The sequence below is a fragment of the Priestia megaterium genome, from assembly GCF_009497655.1.
GTDB lineage: Bacteria > Bacillota > Bacilli > Bacillales > Bacillaceae_H > Priestia > Priestia zanthoxyli.
In genome coordinates this window covers 4,750,916-4,766,231 of record NZ_CP023317.1, presented here as the reverse complement: position 1 = coordinate 4,766,231, position 15,316 = coordinate 4,750,916, and the positions used below count along the sequence as shown (strand labels likewise).

At 37.8% G+C, this 15,316-nt stretch carries 18 protein-coding genes; 11 read left to right on the top strand and 7 right to left on the bottom strand.

Annotated features, from left to right (window positions below):
- Window positions 1-9: 9 nt before the first annotated feature.
- The 4 genes from CEQ83_RS24490 to moaD are packed head-to-tail and all read left to right on the top strand — an operon-like array spanning window position 10 to window position 2,487.
- On the top strand, window positions 10-1,275 hold the full coding sequence (locus CEQ83_RS24490) for a molybdopterin molybdotransferase MoeA (RefSeq protein WP_098627036.1): 1,266 nt from the start codon (window positions 10-12) through the stop codon (window positions 1,273-1,275).
- Window positions 1,263-1,790: a molybdopterin-guanine dinucleotide biosynthesis protein B gene (gene mobB / locus CEQ83_RS24485; protein ID WP_033580429.1), complete on the top strand. Its 528-nt coding sequence runs from the start codon at window positions 1,263-1,265 to the stop codon at window positions 1,788-1,790. Before CEQ83_RS24490 ends, mobB begins: the two co-directional genes overlap by 13 nt.
- A complete protein-coding gene (locus CEQ83_RS24480; RefSeq protein ID WP_025752620.1) occupies window positions 1,787-2,251 on the top strand; it encodes a molybdenum cofactor biosynthesis protein MoaE in 465 nt (154 codons plus the stop codon). Before mobB ends, CEQ83_RS24480 begins: the two co-directional genes overlap by 4 nt.
- Window positions 2,252-2,253: 2 nt before the next feature.
- Window positions 2,254-2,487, top strand: coding sequence for a molybdopterin converting factor subunit 1 (moaD, locus tag CEQ83_RS24475; protein WP_028412068.1), 234 nt, complete (start codon window positions 2,254-2,256; stop codon window positions 2,485-2,487).
- 32 nt (window positions 2,488-2,519) lie between these two features.
- Here the strand turns inward: moaD and CEQ83_RS24470 are convergent, their stop codons facing one another.
- From CEQ83_RS24470 to CEQ83_RS24460, 3 genes are all read right to left on the bottom strand, one after another.
- On the bottom strand, window positions 2,520-3,161 hold the full coding sequence (locus tag CEQ83_RS24470) for a nitroreductase family protein (protein ID WP_013059680.1): 642 nt from the start codon (window positions 3,159-3,161) through the stop codon (window positions 2,520-2,522).
- A gap of 27 nt (window positions 3,162-3,188) precedes the next feature.
- Window positions 3,189-3,626, bottom strand: coding sequence for a MarR family winged helix-turn-helix transcriptional regulator (locus CEQ83_RS24465; protein ID WP_013085370.1), 438 nt, complete (start codon window positions 3,624-3,626; stop codon window positions 3,189-3,191).
- Between the two features lie 391 nt (window positions 3,627-4,017).
- On the bottom strand, window positions 4,018-4,644 hold the full coding sequence (locus tag CEQ83_RS24460; protein ID WP_155017533.1) for an undecaprenyl-diphosphatase: 627 nt from the start codon (window positions 4,642-4,644) through the stop codon (window positions 4,018-4,020).
- A gap of 162 nt (window positions 4,645-4,806) precedes the next feature.
- On the opposite strand from CEQ83_RS24460, the gene CEQ83_RS24455 reads away from it, so the two are divergent.
- From CEQ83_RS24455 to CEQ83_RS24445, 3 genes are all read left to right on the top strand, one after another.
- A complete protein-coding gene (locus CEQ83_RS24455; protein WP_155017532.1) occupies window positions 4,807-5,934 on the top strand; it encodes an MGDG synthase family glycosyltransferase in 1,128 nt (375 codons plus the stop codon).
- 158 nt (window positions 5,935-6,092) lie between these two features.
- Window positions 6,093-6,818, top strand: coding sequence for a response regulator transcription factor (locus tag CEQ83_RS24450; protein ID WP_025752630.1), 726 nt, complete (start codon window positions 6,093-6,095; stop codon window positions 6,816-6,818).
- On the top strand, window positions 6,796-8,151 hold the full coding sequence (locus tag CEQ83_RS24445; RefSeq protein ID WP_155017531.1) for a sensor histidine kinase: 1,356 nt from the start codon (window positions 6,796-6,798) through the stop codon (window positions 8,149-8,151). The genes CEQ83_RS24450 and CEQ83_RS24445 overlap by 23 nt, the downstream gene beginning before the upstream one ends.
- Window positions 8,152-8,181: 30 nt before the next feature.
- Here CEQ83_RS24445 and CEQ83_RS24440 read toward each other — a convergent pair whose 3' ends face one another.
- A complete protein-coding gene (locus CEQ83_RS24440) occupies window positions 8,182-8,895 on the bottom strand; it encodes an FTR1 family protein (protein ID WP_028412072.1) in 714 nt (237 codons plus the stop codon).
- Window positions 8,896-9,111: 216 nt separating this feature from the next.
- Here CEQ83_RS24440 and CEQ83_RS24435 point away from each other — a divergent pair, with 216 nt between their 5' ends.
- From CEQ83_RS24435 to CEQ83_RS24425, 3 genes are all read left to right on the top strand, one after another.
- A complete protein-coding gene (locus CEQ83_RS24435; RefSeq protein WP_048021813.1) occupies window positions 9,112-9,738 on the top strand; it encodes an FMN-dependent NADH-azoreductase in 627 nt (208 codons plus the stop codon).
- A 157-nt stretch (window positions 9,739-9,895) separates the two neighbouring features.
- Window positions 9,896-10,789 carry a LysR family transcriptional regulator gene (locus tag CEQ83_RS24430; protein ID WP_014457861.1) on the top strand — a complete coding sequence of 298 codons (894 nt, stop codon included), beginning with the start codon at window positions 9,896-9,898 and terminating at the stop codon, window positions 10,787-10,789.
- 136 nt (window positions 10,790-10,925) lie between these two features.
- Window positions 10,926-11,357: a carboxymuconolactone decarboxylase family protein gene (locus tag CEQ83_RS24425; RefSeq protein ID WP_014457862.1), complete on the top strand. Its 432-nt coding sequence runs from the start codon at window positions 10,926-10,928 to the stop codon at window positions 11,355-11,357.
- 38 nt (window positions 11,358-11,395) lie between these two features.
- Here the strand turns inward: CEQ83_RS24425 and CEQ83_RS24420 are convergent, their stop codons facing one another.
- A complete protein-coding gene (locus CEQ83_RS24420; RefSeq protein ID WP_028412074.1) occupies window positions 11,396-12,598 on the bottom strand; it encodes an MFS transporter in 1,203 nt (400 codons plus the stop codon).
- Window positions 12,599-12,727: 129 nt separating this feature from the next.
- A complete protein-coding gene (locus tag CEQ83_RS24415; protein ID WP_028412075.1) occupies window positions 12,728-13,522 on the bottom strand; it encodes an SDR family oxidoreductase in 795 nt (264 codons plus the stop codon).
- 170 nt (window positions 13,523-13,692) lie between these two features.
- Between CEQ83_RS24415 and CEQ83_RS24410 the strand changes: the two genes are divergently transcribed.
- Complete coding sequence (locus CEQ83_RS24410; RefSeq protein ID WP_028412076.1) at window positions 13,693-14,277, top strand: DUF502 domain-containing protein; 585 nt, start codon at window positions 13,693-13,695, stop codon at window positions 14,275-14,277.
- 21 nt (window positions 14,278-14,298) lie between these two features.
- Here the strand turns inward: CEQ83_RS24410 and CEQ83_RS24405 are convergent, their stop codons facing one another.
- Window positions 14,299-15,171, bottom strand: coding sequence for a TetR/AcrR family transcriptional regulator (locus CEQ83_RS24405; RefSeq protein WP_028412077.1), 873 nt, complete (start codon window positions 15,169-15,171; stop codon window positions 14,299-14,301).
- Between the last annotated feature and the right edge of the window lie 145 nt (window positions 15,172-15,316).

Sequence of the window (15,316 nt, the reverse complement as noted above, 5' to 3'; positions counted from 1 at the left end):
AGTGAAAAAATGAGAGAAAAGCGAACTCCTATCCCTGTCGGAGAATGCGTTGGGCGAGTGATGCAGTATGTCAAAAGCGGAAAGCAAGAAATCATTGCGCTTGAAGAAGCTCACGGCAGATTTTTAGCAGAAGATTTAATGGCAGATCATGATGTTCCTGCTTTTAATCGTTCTCCATATGATGGTTTTGCTATTCGGTCACAAGATACGAAAAAAGCATCATCACTTCATCCAGTAGAACTGGATGTTCGAGGAGAGATAGGAGCGGGTTCTGTTTTTGAACATACAGTCAACGCGATGCAGGCTGTGCGTATTATGACAGGAGCTCCTATTCCAAAAGGCTGCGATGCGGTGGCAATGCTTGAAGTAACAAAAGAATATATAAAAGACAACCAGCCCGTCGTTCAAATCAAGCGGTCGTTTAACAGCGGAGATAACATTTCGTTTCAAGGAGAAGAAACAAAAAAAGGCACTATGTTAGTTTCAAAAGGAACGTATATCACTCCGGGAGTAGCTGCTCTTCTAGCCACATTTGGTTATAGTAACGTAGCTGTCTTCAAAAAGCCTGTAGTTGGATTACTTGCAACGGGAAGTGAACTAGTGGAAGTACGTGATCCTGTTCAGCGAGGGAAAATTCGTAATAGCAATGCTCATATGCTTCGTGCCCAAATTGAAAAAGCTGGAGGAGAAGTAAACTATTTTGGTATTATGCCCGATGATTTAAGTCAGTGCTACAGCGCGGTAAAATCTGCGCTATCAGAAGTGGACATGCTGATTACAACGGGGGGCGTTTCAGTAGGAGATTATGATTATCTACCAGAGGTGTATAAGCAATTACAGGCCGAAGTTCTTTTTAATAAAATAGCGATGAGACCAGGCAGTGTCACAACAGTTGCACGTATGGAAGACAAGCTTTTATTTGGTCTATCGGGAAACCCTACGGCCTGCTACGTTGGTTTTGAACTGCTAGCTCGTCCGGTCATCAGTACATATGCGGGGAAAAGAACCCCTCACCTCCGGAAAGAAAAAGCTTTGTTAGGAAAAGACTTCTTAAAGCCAAATCCTTTTATGCGATTTGTATCTGGCAGGCTTTCATACAGGGAAGGACAGCTGATTGCTTCTCCATTAAGCTTTACAAAATCTAGTGCTGTTTCTTCTTTAGCTCATGCGGATACGTTAATTATATTTCCCGGAGGGACGAGAGGGTACAAAGAAGGAATGCTGGTTGACGTCTTATTGCTAGATGACGTGCAGGGAAGTGAATGGCCTTGGTAGCAAGTTGCACCGTTTTACAAGTAGTTGGATTTCAAAACAGCGGAAAAACGACTTTAGTGGAAAAGCTAATTAAAAAAGCGAAACAATTCGATCTACGTGTAGGTTCTATTAAGCACCATGGACACGGCGGACCTCCAGATAGCAGCAGTGAGCTAAAAGACAGTCATCGCCACCAGCAAGCAGGTGCCGATGTGGCAGGTGTAGAAGGAGGTGGGATCCTTCAGCTTACGGCAAACAGTAAAGACTGGAGCCTAAAAAAGCTGATTGATTTTTATCAATTTTTCTCGCCAGATGTCATTTTTGTTGAAGGATATAAAAAAGAATCCTATCCAAAAGCAGTCTTGATTCGAAGTGAAGAAGATCTTGTTCTGCTTTCCTCTCTAACCAATATCATATGCGTGATTAGTCACATTCCGCTTAAAAACGAAGTGCAGCGAGCATATCCAATGTTTCACTTACAAGAAGACGAGCTTTATCTTAATTTTTTATTGAAAGAAGTGGGGGAAAGAAGATGAACCAGCACTTATTTGAAGTAGTAAATCAGCCAATTGCGGTAGATGAAATAATTAAAAAAGTTTCTAGAAGAGACGCGGGAGCTATTACGACATTTATTGGAACGGTAAGAGAATTTACAAAAGGCAAAAAGACGCTCTCTCTTGAATATCAAGCCTATGTGCCAATGGCAGTGAAAATGCTCAGCCAAATTGGTGACGAAATTCAGGAAAAGTGGCCGGATGCTTTGACAGCTATTACTCATCGAATCGGAAAGCTTGATATAACAGAAGTCGCAGTAGTTATTGCGGTTTCTTCTCCGCATCGCAAAACAGCTTATGAAGCAAATGAGTATGCTATTGAACGTATTAAGCAAATTGTGCCAATTTGGAAAAAGGAATTTTGGGAAGATGGAACAAAATGGATTGGCGATCAGTTAGAAACAAAAGAATATCCTGAAGGAAAGCCATTGAAGGAGATGTAAAAATGATTAACGTCTTATTTTTCGCTGCTATACGTGAAGAGGCTGGAGTGGAACAAGTAACAGTTGATAAGCAAGATATAACAGTGAAGGAATTAAAGGAATATGTACAAAAAACATATAAGCTGTCCTCTCTGAATCAAACGATGACAGCAGTCAACGAAGAGTTTGTAACAGATGAAGAAATCATTGGAACGGGAGATACCGTTGCATTTATTCCACCCGTTAGTGGAGGATAAAAAAAGGTGCTGAATACACAGCACCTTTTTTATTATCTAAATTGAGCTACTTTTTCAATTGGTAAACGTACAGAAGGGTAACCGCTATTTGCTGCTTTGCCGATTGAAAGTAACATAACCGGTGCATAGCGTTCTTTGTCTAAACCGAATGCTTCGGCAATTTGATCTTTTTCATAACCGCCAATAGCATTCGTATCATAACCGTGAGCACGTGCAGCAAGCATTAACTGCATAGATACTAAACCGCCGTCAATTAATACCGTTTCTTTATTTAATTCTTCAGAAGCAGCTGCGTAGTGCGCTTTGATTTTTGGAATTTGCATATCTCTAATTTCTTGTGGCATATAGCCTAGTTCAACAGCTTTATCGTAAATTTCATCTAAATTTTCTTCGCTTTTTAAATCGCCGAATATCGCAATAACAGCTGCCGATGTTTCTACTTGTGATTGATTAAATTTAGCAAGCGGAGCTAGTGTTGCTTTTCCTTCAGGGCTATCAATTACTAGAAAGCGCCAAGGCTGTGCATTAACAGAAGATGGAGCTAGCGTCGCTTCTGTTAAAATTTCTTTCATTTCTTCACGGCTGATTTTGACAGATGGATCGTAATAACGAATAGATCTGCGCCCTGTAATAATATCTTGGAAATCATTGTTTAGTGTTTTTGTTTGTGTCATGATGAACTCTCCTTTATGTTAAAAATGTTATGACCGTTCAATGGCCGAAATGTTTACTTTTAAACGCTCAAGCATTTTGGAAAGCAGCAGCTGTTCTTCTTCGCTGAAATCTTTAAATGCTTCATCAATAAAGCGAGCTTTTTCGTTTCGAAATGCACCGATTTTTTCATGTCCGCTTTTCGTAAGCTTTACAAATGTTACGCGGTTGTCATCAGGATTTTTACGGCGTGATACAACATCTCTTTCTTCTAGCTGCTTTAAATGCCTTGTAATTGCAGCATTATCAATGTTTACTTGCTGTTGAAGCGCCTTTTGACTCATTTCACCTGTTTCATAAAGCTGATGTAAAATATCAAGACGTGATTGGCTAACACCGGTACAATGCTCAAACTTTTGATTAATTTGTTTATTAACTTCTTGCAGAGCATACAGAACATTTGCTTTTTCAGAACATGAATGTGACAAGAAAGTCGCTCCCTTTTTTCTATGATATTTATTGATGGATTAATATTTGATACATCAATGTTTGATACATCAACTAATATAAAATAAATAAAAGTGAAAGTCAAGAAAGTGAACAATCTTTTTTTTATAAATAATAAAAAGAGATTGAGATATAACGAAATCAATGCAATCTAAAGACGAACAAATCGGATAAATGAGCTCGTATGGACCGCTTGTGACACGGCAGTTGATTTCCGTGCAAGACTTCGCTTTGTCCTCCAATCAACTGCCAGAAGGAACGAAACAGATAAAATCTACGTTCATCGTAACCAAAAAAAACGAACCACTGATCAAACGGTTTGATTAGTGGTTCGTTTTTCACTTCAACTATACTATTTTTGTCTCAGCGTCTTTAAGCTGAATGATTTTTTTTACTAATTTGTTCATGCGTGTAACGAGACAGAAACGGAATACGCTTGATAATCACATCGTGAATCCAGAATAATCGCTGGATAAGAGGAGCTGTTTTATCTGAAAGATAGATAACAAAGCAGCTGATAGCTCCCGCAATTACCATGCCTCCAAGTACATCTGCTGGATAGTGGACACCTACGTAAATGCGTGAAAGGCCCGAGATGGCAGCCCATATAAAAATGACGCTTCTCCATTTGTTTTTTCGTAACCACATGATCCAAGCAGCAGAAAAGACTAAAATCGAATGATCACTGACAAAAGATGAATTAGCCGGGTGCGGAATCAGCTTATGAACATGATGAGTCACAAACGGACGCGGGTGGTAATACACCAGGTGAATGACTTCATTGATACAAAGAGAAAGGACAATTGTAAACAACATGTATAAAGCCGTATAACGGTGATAAATTGTTCTTTCTGTTTTTCCGCTAAACCAAAGCAAAAGCAAACAGGCCATTATAAAATAAGGAACGCTATTCGTAATGATAACCATGACAGAATCCATTGCGCTGGATTTACCAGCAAACGAGTTAATCCATTGAAATACTTCGTAATTGAGGTTCATTTGTTTTCTCCTTATGCAGTACTTTTCACTCTTAGTTTAGATTGACACTCTAAAAAAACGATGAATTTCACATTAAAAATCAATTAAAATCCGAAATTCAAGGACATTTAATGATATAAAAAGGAGAGGAAGAAACTGCTTTTAGAATAGGAGATGAAACAGTTGAAAAAGGTTTTATTTTTACCTCTTCTAAAAATGCCTTCTGGCCATCATCAAGTGGCAGAGGCGTTAATGGATATATTGGAAAGAAGAACAACAAATATTTGTTATAAAAAAATAGATTTATTAAGTTATACAAACGAACTATTAGAAAAAGTGGTTACAGGCACATATTTGAAATGGATTCGTTATGCTCCAGAAACATACAATTTGGCATACAAACATCTCTTTTATGAACCGCCTGTTCATTCATTTAAATGGTATCATCACGTATTTGCAAAAAAAATGGAGCACTTAGTTAAAGAAGAAAATCCGGATTTAATTATATGCACACATGGATTTCCTTCTTATTTGCTCAGCCAATTAAAAGCAAAAGGCAAGTGCAATGTTCCTATTATAAATGTCTACACGGATTTCTTTATTAATAATTTATGGGGAAAAGAAGAGATTGACTTTCACTTTCTTCCTAGTGAAGAAGTAAAAAGAGGGCTTCGTGCTCAAAGTGAAATTCCACTTCAAAATATGATGGTCACAGGGATACCGGTACATGAAGAAATAACAAAAACAAGAACTGTTAAGCATCATGGTAGCCGAAATATTTTAATTGCCGGAGGCAGCAGCGGTCTAGGCAATATTATGGATTTTTACAATGATTTAAAAGACGCGCGCCATTTTCATTACTTTGTCTTATGCGGCAAAAATCAAAAGTTATATGAAGAAATCAAAGGGTGGGAACTACAACACGTTACACCAATTCCGTACATTTCATCACGCACAGAAATGAATGAACTGTATGAGCGAGTGGATGCTATTGTAACAAAACCAGGTGGTATCACGGTCAGTGAAGCTCTTCGCAAAAATTTACCGATTTTTGTTCATTCTGCTTTACCGGGTCAAGAAGAGGTGAATTTACGCTATTTAACAGAGCGAAACTTAGTTCAAGAACTAAAGGCGGATCAATCGTTAGAAAGTCAGCTGCAGACAGTGCTGCAGGATGCTGATAAAATGAGCACATTGTATAACGCGATTGCTGCTTACCATAAAGAAATCGAAGCACAAACGCCTGAAGAACTTTTAGCAGTAGTCAATTGGATTCTAGGTGAAAAGCAAACGATTGGTCTTCATGCGTAAAACATTCATGTTTACAAACAATAAGGATAAGCTAAAGAACAAGTATGTTGAAAAAGTAGGGTTTAGATAAAAAAACAAACATCTTTTGAAAAAGGTGTTGTTTTTTTATCTAAAGAAGCTATTCTTTCACTTAAGACATGTGGTGAGAGGTGCATAATATGAAAGAGAAAATTTTAATTGTGGAAGATGAAGCGCAAATTGCGAAAGTGCTAAAGATTGAATTGGAATTTGAAGATTATGAAGTAGATGTTGAGTACGACGGGAAAGCGGGTTTAGAGACGGCAATATCCGCTCAATATGACCTCATTTTGCTCGACGTGATGCTTCCAAGTCTGAGCGGTATTGAGGTGTTAAGAAGACTTCGGAAAGCGGAAGTGTTTACGCCAGTTATTTTATTAACTGCCCGAAATACGACGTTAGATAAGGTAATGGGGTTAGACCAAGGGGCTAATGATTATGTTACAAAACCGTTTGAAATTGAAGAGCTGTTAGCACGAGTTCGCTCTTGTATTCGCTATCGTTCGCTCGTAGAAGCATCAGGAACGAAAGAAGCTGAAGCAGAGCTCTTAACGATCAGTGATTTGACCATTAATCTTGAAACAAGGGAAGTCCTAAGAAACAATGAATCCATTACGTTGACACCGAAAGAGTATGATTTAGTCGTGTATTTGCTTACGAATAAAAATAAAATTGTCACGAGAGAAGGGATTCTCACAAACGTTTGGGGCTATGAATATGAAGGAGAAACAAACGTAATTGATGTGTATATTCGCCACTTAAGAAAAAAAGTAGATGAAGGTTTTTCTACTTCTCTCATTCATACGGTGCGGGGCGTAGGATATATGATGAAAGAGGAGAAACATGAAGATCACGACGAAGATTAATTTGCTGACAACAGCATGGCTAGTGGTTATTTTATTAATCATGAACATCGTTGTTTTTTTCTCCTTCACTAAATCTACGGTGAATATGGAACAGGACATTTTATTCGAAAAAGCACGCGAGATTATTCAAAAAGGTCAGCAAGATCATTCCGTGGAGCTTTCGCCAGAGTTACTAAAATTTTATTTGACCAACCATTCATTTATCCGAACAGTCTCAGAAAATTCTACGGTCATTAATCAAGTATCAAATGATCCTCATCTGGTGAAAATTAAGCCCGAATTTTCAAAGAAAAAAAAGGTGAAGCTTCGCAAAATTAGAGAAAAACAAGTATTGGTTATTCGCATGCCTGTCAAAGTCAATAATCAAGTCGTTGAAACGCTTGAGATTGGTGAGCTCCTGACTGGTTTTGAAACCCGCAAAGATATTTTGCTATCAATTTTGATTTTTTGTTCGCTTGTGTCCATTTTACTGTCGCTTTTAGGAGGAAGATGGTTATCACGCGTCATTATGCATCCTATTAAAAATATGGTCACAACGATGAAAGAGATTGAAGAGAGCGGTGTTCCTAAAAAAGTTCTCATTCAAACGGAGACGAGAGATGAACTGCAGGGTATGACCGTTACGTTTAATCATATGATTGACCGCTTGCGAGAAAATATTGAAAAGCAAAATCAGTTTGTTTCTGATGCTTCTCACGAATTAAAAACCCCTCTAACCGTTATTCGCAGTTATTCTAATTTATTAAGAAGAAGAGGGATTAAAAATGAAGAAATTACGCTGGATGCGATCGACACCATCTATGCGGAAGCAACCAAAATGCAAAAAATGATTGAAACGCTGCTTGATCTGGCAAGTGTGGAAAAAGAACAAACGCTTGATCTGAAGCAAACAGATCTTGTTCTTATTTTTGAACAAATCGTTAAGCAGCTGCAGCAGGTATACAAAAGAGAATTAGTTCTTCATTATGATCAAACGCCCATTATGATTCAAGTGGATGAACTGAAAATGAAGCAAGTGCTGATTATTTTGCTTGATAATGCAATTAAATACAGTACGAATAAAATTGAAGTGACCGTGGAAAAAAAGCAGGAAGATGTCATTATCAAAGTGAAAGACTATGGAATTGGTATTCCAAAAGAAGATCTTGCACATATTTTTGAACGTTTCTACCGAGTGGATAAAGCTAGAAGCAGAGCTACGGGAGGAACGGGGCTTGGACTATCGATTGCACAAACTATTGTCCGCCAGCATAAAGGCGAGATTTTTATTAAAAGTGAAGAAGAACAAGGGACGGAAGTTGTGATTCATCTTCCCGTTTCATCTATAAACTAAAAAAGCCGCCATTAGGCGGCTTTTTTATGATCATGATGCTGATTTTTGTTTTCTTACTCTTAATTTTTTTAACTCCGTTTGGAAGAATAGATACAGTGATGCAACTGTAAATACACTAAATCCAATTATCTCAAGGGGTTCTCCACCAGCTTCAAATAGCTTAACCAAACCTTCACCGCATAACTCTCCCCCAATAAAAATAAGGAAAATACCAAGCGCTTTAAAAATAATCCAAAGGTTCAGCTTAATAGCTGTTTTGAACAAAATGTATGTAATAACGACGGCCAGCAAAATGCCACTTATACTGCCGAATACAATAGAAGAGGCGTGTTGATTCACTTGTGTCAGATTAAAAATGATTAGTTCTGTTCCTTCACGAAAGACAGATAAAAAGGCTAAAACGATTAATCCCCACTTGGAAGAGCTTTTGGAAATTTTTGATGTAACTGAAGATGTCACTTCTTTGCTTCGGTGCAACCACAGAATAAAATAAGCAATAAGGCCTGCAGCTAAAAGCATCATGACTCCTTCAAAAATTTCTTCTGACTCTTCTTCTAACTCTTTCGCCTCATTAAAACCAATAAAGCCAAATACTAAGCTGAAAATAAGGCCAGCAGCAGCGCCAATAAAGACGGAATATTTTAAGTCTTTTCGGCCGATTTTTGTAACATGAGCTAAAATAATTCCAATGATAAGCGATGCTTCTAAACCTTCACGAAGCGACAAAGCCAAACTTGACCACATAAAAAGCTCCCCTTACTTTAAATGATAAATAATAAATTCTCTCTAATTTTAATGATAATGATTATCGTTGTCAATGTGATTTTTAGCTCTTTAAAAATTCTTACTTATATAAGATTTCTCCGACTAAAGTATGAAAGTATTTCATTATAAAGTCGTGCGAAACGCAAGGACAAAGCGAATAAAATAAGAGTATCAACAATCAGTGGAGGTTTTAGTATGAGTTATACTCTTTTTATAAAAGCAAATGACAGATCGGCAAGTGAAGCGGTCAGCGTAAAATTATATGATGCGTTTTTAGAAAGCTATCAACAATCGCACCAAGGTGAAGAAATAATGGAGCTAAATTTGTTCAAAGAAGAACTTCCTTATTTAGGTGCTGACATGATAAACGGTCAGTTTAAATTAGCAAGAGGACTAGAAGTGACGGCAGCGGAAAACAAAGCAGCAGAAATTGCTAATCGTTACCTAGAACAATTTGTGAAAGCTGATAAAATTGTCATTGCCTTTCCTCTTTGGAATTTTACTGTGCCGGCCGTGCTTCATACGTACTTTGATTATTTAAATCAAGCAGGCAAAACGTTTAAGTATACGCCAGAAGGTCCTGTGGGATTACTGGGCGATAAAAAGGTGATGTTATTAAACGCGCGTGGCGGAGTATATTCAGAAGGTCCAGCAGCTGAGGTCGAAATGGCCGTTAAATATGTTAGCAGCGTACTTCAATTCTTTGGAATCACGGACGTGAACTCCGTTATTATTGAAGGACATAATCAGTTTCCGGATCGTGCTCAAGAAATTATTGAAAGTGGTTTAGAACAAGCAGCACAAGCAGCCAAAATATTTTAAATAACCGTAGTAAAAAAGGACAGGACAAAAGTATTTTAGGTGAAGGTATATCCGAACGATAAATCGTTCGGATTTTTTGCTGTATATCTTAAAAGTTAATAGGTAAAATGAATAAATAAGATAAAAGATATTCGCTTTATCTATAGGAGGAGCAGAGATGGATATTCGTCAGCTTAATTATTTTTTAGAAGTCGCTAAATTAAGGAGCTTTACTAAAGCATCTCAAAGTCTTCATATTTCACAGCCGACCTTGAGCAAAATGGTGAAAAACTTAGAAGAAGAATTGGAAGTAGAATTAATTGATCGTTCCGCAAGACAGATTGATTTAACGGATGCCGGGGAAGTTGTGTATGCGCAAGGACAAAAAGTTATGGCATCCATTGATGAGCTATCGACTTATTTATATGATGTGATGAATCTGAAAAAAGGAATGATTAAAATTGGAATTCCTCCATTGATTGGAGTGCTGTTCTTTCCAAAGATTATTAAAGGGTTTCAGCAGCTCTATCCAGATATCACAATTAAACTTATTGAATACGGAGCCAATCGTGTTCAAAAAGCAGTAGAAAAAGGAGAGTTAGACCTAGGTGTAGCGGTGCTTCCAGTAAATGAACATCTTTTTGACATTAATCCTTTTATCTCAGAAAAAATGCTTTTATATGTTCACCACTCTCACCCTTTAGCCTCTAAAACTCATGTGGAAATTAATGAACTAGCCCAAGAGAAATTTATTTTGTTTAATGAAGATTTTACGCTTCACGACCGGCTTATTCAGGCGTGTCAACAAGCAGGATTTGAACCTAATGTAGCTTACGAGAGCTCTCAATGGGATTTTATCGGTGAAATGATCGCGGAAAACTTAGGTGTATCTATCTTTCCACAATCCATTGCAGCAAAAGTGGATTCTGCTATCGTAAAAGCAGTTCCTATTACTAATCCTTCAATTTCATGGGATTTAGGATTGATTTTAAAAAAAGATAAATATATTTCATATGCCTCTAAACAATTCCTCCACTATATGAATGAACAGCATTCTGTTTTATATAGATAAAATGCATATGTTGTATTGAATATATGTATTTTACGAAAGAAAGAATGTGCGCTAAAGTAGATAGTGTAGAAAACATACACGAAAACAAACATTGATTCCGCGCGGTGTCAGTAAAAAATACGGAGGTTGATTTTACATGGCACAAAATAGTTATCAAAAAGGTTTAGATAAATTAATGGAATATACGTTAACGAGTAACGATGATATTTCGACTCATTTAAAAATTACGGAAGACTTAAAAGACCTAGCTCCTGACGTTGGGAAATATATTATTGAATTTGCCTATGGAGACATTTATTCACGACCAGGTTTAACGAATAAGCAGCGAGCATTAGTAACCATTTCATCACTGGTTACTCAGGGTACAGAGCCTCAGCTTGAGCTGCATTTAAACACAGGTTTAACAGCTGGACTAGAGCCGAATGAAATTGTGGAAAGCATCATTCAATTAATTCCATACACAGGTTTCCCTCGCGTGTTAAATGCTTTAAGCGTAGCTAAGAAAGTATTCGCTCAGCGTGACGTGGAAGTAGAGACAGGCGAAAAAGAGCTAGTAGAAAATAAATAATAAGCACAAAAAAGACGCTCTAAAAGAGCGTCTTTTTTTTATGCGAGCTGCTTTTGTTTGGTTTCTTTTCCTAGAAAAACAACCGAACCAACACCGATTAAAATAGCTGCACAGAAGATTGAGAACGTAACGGTTAAAGAAACACCTTGAGTTGACATATACCCAACTAACAGCGGTCCTAGAATTCCTCCAATTCGTCCAAAAGAAGCGGCCATTCCAGCTCCTGTGCCTCGAATAGATGTCGGATATTGCTCAGGTGTATACGCGTACAAAGCTCCCCAAGCGCCTAAGTTGAAGAAAGACAACAACATTCCTGCTGTTAGCAGCAGCCAAAGTGACTCCGCATTTCCGAAGATATATGCGCTGGCAGCCGTACCTAACAGATATGTGACCAATACGAATTTTCGGCCCATGCGTTCAATAAACCAAGCAGCCGTATAATAGCCAGGCAGCTGAGCTAATGTCATAATCAATACGTATTCAAAGCTTTTGATTAAGCTAAATCCTTTAATGACCATGACGCTAGGTAGCCATAAAAACATGCCGTAATATGAAAATACAACGCAAAACCACAGAACCCACAGCATAACGGTAGATTGACGATAAGGCTTAGACCACACGCTTCTTACATTGTCCGCAATAGACGGTTTCTTTTCCTTTGTCGCCTCTAAAAATTGAGGAGAATCTGGCAGTTTGATGCGCAAATAAATGGCATAAAATGCTGGTATAGCCGTTAGGATAAGAGCTAGTTGCCACCCGTAAGCTGGAATTACAAAGTAAGAAATAAGCGCTGCCAGTAGCCAGCCGAACGCCCAAAAACTTTCTAACAAGACGACCACTTTACCGCGTTTTTCCGGCGCCACGGTCTCAGACACAAGGGTAGAAGCAACAGGCAGCTCTCCTCCTAAACCCATTCCAATTAAAAATCGAAATACTAAAAAAGCAGCAAGGGTAGTAGTAAGAGCCGAAAGTCCGCTTGCCACTGAAAAAAGAACAAGAGTCACAATAAAAACGGTTTTTCGCCCAATTCGATCAGCCAGCAGCCCGAACACGAGAGCTCCAACGGCCATCCCGATCGAGTTAACGCTGCCTATCCAACTCATTTCAGTAGGGGAAAGTCCCCATTCAGCGTGAAGAGCTGCAATGATAAAAGACAAAATGCCAACATCCATTGCATCGAAGAGCCATCCTAGCCCTGCGATGCCAAGAAGCTGACGTTCTGATAATTGTTTTGTTTTCATGTCTTCCTCCTAGAAGCAAAGAATTTTGCTTTAAGTTTACACCTGTCTTGACATAATGTCACGTCTATTTTAAAGAAAAAATGCAAACGGAAAAGCTCTATACCTTAAGGTATAGAGCTAATTGTATTCTCACATTTTATCGTAAAGCATTTTTCCAGGCCATGTATACGCCATATGACCGCCATCTACCGTAATGCAGTCACCCGTTACATATGAGCTGTCATCGGATGCTAAAAATAATACGGCACCGGCTACTTCTTCTGGTTTGCCTAAACGGCCCATGGGATCGACCCATTCATATGCTTTTCTGAATTTTTTTCCTTCTTCAGCGCCTGATAAATCATCAAGAAGAGGCGTTTCAATTGTTCCAGGAGCAATTGAGTTAACGCGAATACCTTCACGAGCGTAGTCAATTGCCATGGTTCTTGTTAAGTTGGTAATAGCACCTTTCGCCGCGTTATAGCCAGAACGGTCTAAGTCTGCTGCCAGTCCGGATACGGATGAATTATTAATAATCGACCCGCCATTTTCTAACATCAGCGGAATAACATATTTGCTTACAAGAAATGTTCCGCGTAAATCTACCGACATTAAGCGATCCCAAAGTTCTACAGGATATTCGTGAAGCTTGCCGCCTTCTGTGTCTGTCCCCGCATTATTAAAAAGAATATCCACTTTTCCAAATTTCTTTTCAATTTCCGCTGTGAACTCTTTTACTTTTTCTTCTTCAGCTACATCGATATAGTAGGCGTATGCTTCACCGCCAGCGTCTTTAATTTCTTTTGCTACTTTTTTTACCCCGTCCAAATTAATATCGGCACAAATAACAACCGCTCCTTCTTTCGCAAAGCGCTCAGCAGTTGCTTTTCCTATACCAGAGCTTGACCCTGTAATAACAGCAATTTTTGATTCTAAACGTCCCAATTGTATCCCTCCGAAAAAATAAATATATAAGTATGTATGTTCATGTACCCATCTATTATTTTGATAAAACGTCGCTAGTTTATACGTATGTGAATAGAAATAAAAAGACGCAGCAAAACAAATCCATTGTATAATGAACAGCAGTATGTCAGGAAAAATGAGGTGTTTGCATGAAAGCAATCATAAAAAGTTTTATTAATGGACTCTTAACGATTGTCCCTATTATCCTTGTTATTTATATTTTGGTAAGAGTATTTAATTTTTTAGACAGCATTTTAGGGAACGTATTGAAGCCCTATATGAAGCAGGATTATATACCTGGTATTGGAATCTTAGCAACGCTTGTCTTAATTACGTTCTTAGGGTGGTTATCTACCCGTTTTTTCGCTGGGAAAATTATTAACTTAATTGATCGATTGTTAGAAAAAATACCGCTTGTTAAAACGCTATATAGTGTCATTAAAGATACATTTCAATCTTTTCTTGGAGAGAAAAAGTCTTTTTCAAAAGTAGCTTTAGTGCCAATGCCCGGCACGTCAATGAAAGTCATAGGGTTTGTGACCTCTGAAGAAGTAGAAGAGGTGATTCATTCGTTAAAAGACCATGTCGCTGTCTATGTTCCACAAACTTTTCAAGTAGCCGGTTTTACTTTTTTGATTCCAAAAGAAGAAATTGAATGGTTAGATATTAAGCCGGAAGAAGCAATGAAGTTCGTGTTATCTGGGGGAGTATCTAGTTCAAAAGCAGAAAAATAACAGAAAGCTTGAAGCCTTCTGTTATTTTTGTTGGAGTAAAGCTGTTAAAAGATTAAGCGGTTCTTCCAACGGTTTAAGTTCCGTTAAATTTCCAACCATGCCTTTTACAATAGCAGCGGTAGGCTTATCTTTTTTTAGCTCCGTTTGTAAAATGTGAAAGCTGTCTGCGTGTTCATCAGAAATATGATCGCTGGTGTCTAGCAGATGTTTAATTTCCTCAAGAGCTTGTTTTACCTGCTCATTTTTACTTAGAAAAGTCGTTCGTTCCTTTCCGTATATATCTTCACCAAAAGAAGCGGGAATAAGGGGACGAGGTTTTCTAGCTAATAAATCTTCTACTAATACGTCAACTCGTTCCATTATGTACTGCGCGACTTCTTTAAAGGTAAGCTCGTATTGATTGAAGATAATAATTTCTAAAAAGGAATGATGAATACCTTCAATCATTTTCGTTAAATCGGAGATATAAGGAGTTACGTCTTCTCCGTATACGCTAACGAGGCTTTTGCGATGAAAGTAAAACGTTTCTCGCTGCATTTTATGAACAAAGGTCTCCACTTCTTTGTTAAATGGAATAGATTTTTCCCGGATTTGCATGATAATAAAATCTCTGTGCTCTGTAATAAATTCATAGAAATAGATGAGCTGATTCATATAGCGGCTGCGGGCATCGTTTACTTCCTCGTCGAGAGCATAAACAGAGCTAAAGAGCTTTTCATAGTAAAAGTTTAGAATTGATAATAAAAGTGCATCCTTAGATTTGAAGTGCAGGTAAAATGCACCTTTTGAAATGTTACATTCATCTACAATTTCTTGCACAGAGGTAGCATTAAATCCTTTTTTTGCAAAAAGCTTAATCGAAGCTTCAATTATTCTTTTTTCTTTTTCTTTCAAGTATTCTACCTCCTTTATTGAACAATTTGACCATTCATTTCGTTAGATAATAGTATCATACACTAAAAAAGATAAAGGTATATATCAAAGTTAAGAACGGGAGTCAGTTCCTCTAAAAAAGATTTATCGTAAATATGTCTTTATT